Raw genomic sequence first — 4,940 nt, forward strand, 5'->3', positions numbered from 1 at the left:
CGATGCCTTACCGGCGCTATGCGATGGGTCCGGTCTGGCGCAATGAAAAGCCGGGTCCGGGCCGTTTTCGCCAGTTCTATCAATGCGATGCCGATACGGTCGGCGCGGCCAGCGTCGCGGCGGATGCCGAGATCTGCGCCATGCTGGCCGATGCGCTGGAGTCGGCGGGCATCCAGCGCGGCGACTATCTGGTGCGCATCAACAACCGCAAGGTCCTGAACGGCGTGCTTGAGGAAATGGGCGTGACGGCGGGCACTCAGGCCGATGCCGTTCTGCGCACCATCGACAAGTTCGACAAGGTGGGCGAGGCTGGCGTGCGCGAATTGCTGACCACGGGGCGCAAGGACGACAGCGGTGCCTTTATCGAGGGCGTCGGGCTGGCGGCTGACGCGGTCGGGCCGGTGCTGGCTTTCCTGACCTCGAAAGGGGCCGACAATGCCGCCACGCTGACGAACCTGCGCCGGGCGGTCGGCGCATCGGCCATCGGGACCGAGGGCGTGGACGAGTTGGCCCAGATTGCCGGTCTGCTGGCCGCGCAGGGTGTGGGCGAGGATCGGGCGATCATCGACCCCTCCATCGTGCGCGGCCTTGGCTATTACACCGGCCCGGTGTTCGAGGCGGAACTGACCTTTGAAATCCTTGACGAAAAGGGTCGCAAGCGCCAGTTCGGCAGCGTCGCCGGGGGCGGGCGCTACGATGGGCTGGTCGAGCGGTTCACCGGGCAGAAGGTGCCCGCGACCGGGCTTTCCATCGGGGTGGACCGCCTGCTGGCCGCCTTGCGTGCCAAGGGACTGGCCGGGGTGGAAAGCCACGGCCCTGTCGTCGTGACCGTGATGGACCGCGACCGCATGGCCGATTACCAGGCGATGGCCGCGGATCTGCGTGCCGCCGGCATCCGGGCCGAGGTCTATCTGGGCAACCCCAAGAACTTTGGCAACCAGTTGAAATATGCGGATAAACGCCGCTCTCCCGTCGCGATTATCCAGGGCGGGGACGAGGCTGCGCGGGGCGTCGTCCAGGTCAAGGACCTGTTTCTTGGCGCAAGGATCGCCGCCAGCGCCAGCCATGACGAATGGAAGGCGCAGCCCGCGCAGACCGAGGTGCCCCGCGCCGATCTGGTCGCCGAAGTCCGGCGTATCCTGGGATGAGCAAATCGGCGAAACAGGCCATCGGCCAGCAGATCCTGGCCCTTTTCCGCGCCGCCGGGGCGACCGAGGTTGCGCCCGACGTTCTGCTGCCCGCCGAAATACTGCTGGATCTGTATGGCGAGGATATCCGGGCGCGGGCCTATGTCACCCAGGACCCGATCCGGGGCGAGGTGATGTTGCGTCCCGACTTCACGGTTCCGGTCGTGCAGATGCATATGGAGAACGGCGCCGAGCCTGCGCGTTACTGCTATCTGGGCGAGGTTTTCCGCAAGCAGGATCACGGCGATACCCGGCCCGAACATCCGCGCGACAATGAATATCTCCAGGTCGGGTTCGAGCTTTTCGCCAAGGATACCGACGCCGATGCCAAGGTTTTCGCGCTGTTTCACAACATCCTGGCCCCGCTGAATCTGCAAGCGACGATGGGCGACATGGACCTGCTGATGGATGCGGTCCGTGCTTTGCCGCTGTCGCAGGCGCGGCGTTCGGCGCTGTTGCATCACATCTGGCGGCCCAATCGCTTTGCGTGGCTGCTGGCGCGGTTTTCCGCCGCGTCGCCCGCGCGCGATTTTCCCGAAAACGCCGCCCCCTGGACCGGCTTGCGCAACCCGCAAGAGATGCAGGCCCGCATCGACCGCCTGCAAGCCGACGCGGCCGAGCCACCGCTGCCCCCCGAATGGGCCGCCCGGCTGGAACGGCTGTTCGCCGTCCAGGCCCCGGCGCCGCAGGCCCTGGCCCAGTTGCAGGGCATCGCCACCGAAATTCCCGCCATCGCCGGGGCGGTCGCGCGGCTGGACCACAACCTGTCCCTGCTGGCGGCGCGCGGCACCGATATCGGCGCCATCCGCTTCGATGCCAGCCACGGCCGCCGGACGATGGAATATTACGACGGCATGACCTTCAGCTTTACCGCACCGGGTTGGCACGACTGGCCGCCGGTCGCCTCGGGCGGGCGCTATGACGCGCTGGCGGCGGTGCTGGGGCAGGGCCGGGGACGCTCGATCCCGGCGGTCGGCGGCATCATCCGCCCCGGCCTGATCCACGAGCTTGGGGGGTTGGGATGATTCGTCTTGGCGTGCCGTCCAAGGGGCGGCTGATGGAACAGAGCTTCGACTGGTTCGCCGCCCGCGGCGTGCGCCTGTCGCGCGCTGGCTCGGACCGCGAATATTCGGGCCGGGTCGAGGGGGCCGAGGGCGTCTCGCTGGTCCTGCTGTCCGCGGGCGAGATCCCCCGCGAACTCGCTGCCGGGCGCATTCAGCTTGGCGTGACCGGCACCGATCTGGTGCGCGAGAAACTGGCCGGTTGGCGGTCGGATGTGGTGGAACTGGTCCCGATGGGTTTCGGCCATGCCGACCTGATCCTTGCCGTGCCCGCCTGCTGGCGCGATTGCGAAACCATCGACGACCTGGCCGCCATCGCCCGCGATTTCCGGCAGGCGCACGGCTTCCGCCTGCGTATCGCGACCAAGTATCACCGGCTGGTCCGCGCCTGGCTGTCCCGGCACGAGGTCGCCGATTATCAACTGGTCGACAGCCAGGGCGCGACCGAGGGCACCGTCGCCAACCAGACCGCCGAGGCGGTGGCCGACATCACCTCGTCCGGGGAAACGCTGCGGGCGAACCACCTGCGCATCCTCGACGGCCCGCCCATCCTGCGCTCTCAGGCGACGCTTTTCGCATGCCGTGGGGCGATGGGACCCGAAGTGCGGGCTTTCCTGTGCCAGCTTGGATTTGAACCCCCGGTTTGAACCCCCAGGTTTGAACCCTCGACCGGCCCGGCGCGTTGACCCTCTGTTCAAAAGGGGACAACCATGCGCATCATCCTTCCGATCCTGCTCGTTCTTGGCGGCACGGCCCTGGCATCCTCGCCCGAGGAATGGGACCGTTTCCGCCAGGACGTGAACGCGGCTTGCAGCGAACTGCTGCCGCAAGGCCCCGAAACGGTGATCGAGGTCAACCCGTTCGGCTCGGAAAGCTATGGCGCGGCCCTGATCGTGCAGACCGAAGACCAGGATTTCGCACAGCGTTACATCTGCATCTACGACAAGCAAAGCGGGGCCGCCGAACTGACCGCGCCCTTCAACCCGCGCGAGGAGGTCACCGAGATCACCACCGACCCCGACGGCAACCTGATCCCCATGACCAGCGAAACCACCGAGGCCGAACTGGCCGACCCCTAGCCCGCCGCTCCGTCCAGCCCGACCAGCGCGCGGGCGAAATCGCCTGCGTCGAAAGCGTCCAGGTCGTCGATCTGTTCGCCCACGCCGATGGCGTGGATGGGCAGGCCGAAACGGTCCGCCAGCGCGACCAGCACGCCCCCGCGCGCGGTGCCGTCCAGCTTGGTCATGACCAGCCCCGAAACATCGGCCAACTTGCGGAAGGTCTCGACCTGGCTCAGCGCGTTCTGCCCGGTCGTCGCATCCAGAACCAGCAGCGTGTTATGCGGCGCCTCGGGGTCCTTCTTGCGGATCACGCGCACGATCTTGGCCAGTTCCTCCATCAGGTCCTGCCGGTTCTGCAAACGCCCGGCGGTGTCGATCATCAGCAGGTCGGCGCCCTCTGCCTCGGCCCGCACCATCGCGTCATAGGCCAGGCTGGCGGGGTCGCTGCCCTCGGGCGCGGTCAGGACCGGCACGCCCGCGCGCCGGCCCCAGACCTGCAACTGCTCGACCGCGGCGGCGCGGAAGGTGTCGCCCGCCGCGATGATGACATTCTTGCCCGCCGCGTGGAACTGGCTGGCCAGCTTGCCGATGGTCGTCGTCTTGCCCGAGCCGTTGACCCCCACCACCAGCACCACCTGGGGCCGCTTGGGATAGATCGGCAGGGGGCGGGCGACAGGGGCCATGATGCGGGCGATCTCATCGGCCAGCAGGGTCTTCAACTCGCCCGAGGAAACCATCCGCCCCATCCGCCCCTCGGCGATATTGGCGGTAACGCGCAGCGCGGTATCGACGCCCATATCGGCCTGGATCAGCATCTCCTCCAGTTCTTCCAGCATTTCGTCATCCAGCGCGCGCCGGGGTTCGGTCTCGGGGGCGCGGCCGAAAAGACGCCCGATCATGCCGGGACGCGGCGCCTCGGCAGGCTGGGGGGCAGGCTCGGCCGCTGCGGCTTCGCCGACGATATCGTCGATGCCCTCACCGATCCGGGCCGAGGATCGCGTCAGCTTTTCGCGCAGCTTGGAAAAAAAAGACATGAACCCATCCTTCTGCCGTCCTTGGGCAAACTATGCTGTCCAACCCGAAAGGAAAAGGGCGCGACCACCGCGCGCCCCTTCTTCTTCATCATGAAAATACCCCACGGGGGTGTGGGGGTGTGAAACCCCCACATGAAAGGTGCGGGCGTGGGGGTGTGCAACCCCCGCATGCAGCCGGATCAGGCCTTGCCCAAGTAGATGTCGACCAGCTTGCCCAGCATGTCCAGCGCATCCTCGCGCGAACGCTGGAAGCTGTTGCGCCCGATGATCGAACCGTTGCCGCCGCCGTCGCGGATCGCGCGGGCGTCGTCATAGACCGCATCCGCGCCTTTGGCCGCCCCGCCCGAGAACACGACGATACGGCGCCCGTTGAAGGATGCCTGCATGCAATGCTCGACCCGCTTGGCCTGGGTCGCGATGTCGATCTCTTTGTCCTCGTAGACCTTCTTGGCCTCGGGCAGCATCAGGTGGTCGGTGGAAAGCTTGATCTTGATGATATGCGCGCCGATCAGCGCCGCCATCTGCGCGGCATAGGCGGCGATGTCGATGGCGGTCTCGCCGTCCTTGGTGATCGCCTCGCCGCGCGGATAGGACCAG

At 67.1% G+C, this 4,940-nt stretch carries 5 protein-coding genes and 1 pseudogene; 4 read left to right on the forward strand and 2 right to left on the reverse strand.

Going from position 1 to position 4,940, the window contains the following annotated elements:
- From hisS to Q0O97_RS17215, 4 genes are all read left to right on the forward strand, one after another.
- On the forward strand, positions 1 to 1,148 hold a 1,148-nt coding region (hisS, locus tag Q0O97_RS17200; RefSeq protein WP_294932322.1), incomplete at its 5' end, for a histidine--tRNA ligase.
- Positions 1,145 to 2,212, forward strand: a complete 1,068-nt coding sequence (locus Q0O97_RS17205) for an ATP phosphoribosyltransferase regulatory subunit (protein ID WP_294932325.1) — start codon at positions 1,145 to 1,147, stop codon at positions 2,210 to 2,212. The genes hisS and Q0O97_RS17205, both read left to right, overlap by 4 nt.
- Complete coding sequence (hisG, locus tag Q0O97_RS17210) at positions 2,209 to 2,895, forward strand: ATP phosphoribosyltransferase (RefSeq protein WP_294932328.1); 687 nt, start codon at positions 2,209 to 2,211, stop codon at positions 2,893 to 2,895. Before Q0O97_RS17205 ends, hisG begins: the two co-directional genes overlap by 4 nt.
- Positions 2,896 to 2,958: 63 nt before the next feature.
- Positions 2,959 to 3,327 carry a hypothetical protein gene (locus tag Q0O97_RS17215; RefSeq protein WP_294932331.1) on the forward strand — a complete coding sequence of 123 codons (369 nt, stop codon included), beginning with the start codon at positions 2,959 to 2,961 and terminating at the stop codon, positions 3,325 to 3,327.
- On the opposite strand, the gene ftsY is transcribed toward Q0O97_RS17215, so the two are convergent.
- Together ftsY and Q0O97_RS17225 are read right to left on the reverse strand one after the other, a co-directional pair.
- Positions 3,324 to 4,343 (reverse strand): signal recognition particle-docking protein FtsY, encoded by a 1,020-nt coding sequence (gene ftsY / locus Q0O97_RS17220; RefSeq protein WP_294932334.1) that lies wholly within the window; start codon positions 4,341 to 4,343, stop codon positions 3,324 to 3,326. The genes Q0O97_RS17215 and ftsY overlap by 4 nt on opposite strands.
- 179 nt (positions 4,344 to 4,522) lie before the next feature.
- A pseudogene (locus Q0O97_RS17225) lies at positions 4,523 to 4,940 on the reverse strand (fructose-bisphosphate aldolase); the annotation flags it as partial.

It is taken from the genome of uncultured Paracoccus sp. (assembly GCF_945915435.1).
Taxonomy (GTDB): domain Bacteria; phylum Pseudomonadota; class Alphaproteobacteria; order Rhodobacterales; family Rhodobacteraceae; genus Paracoccus.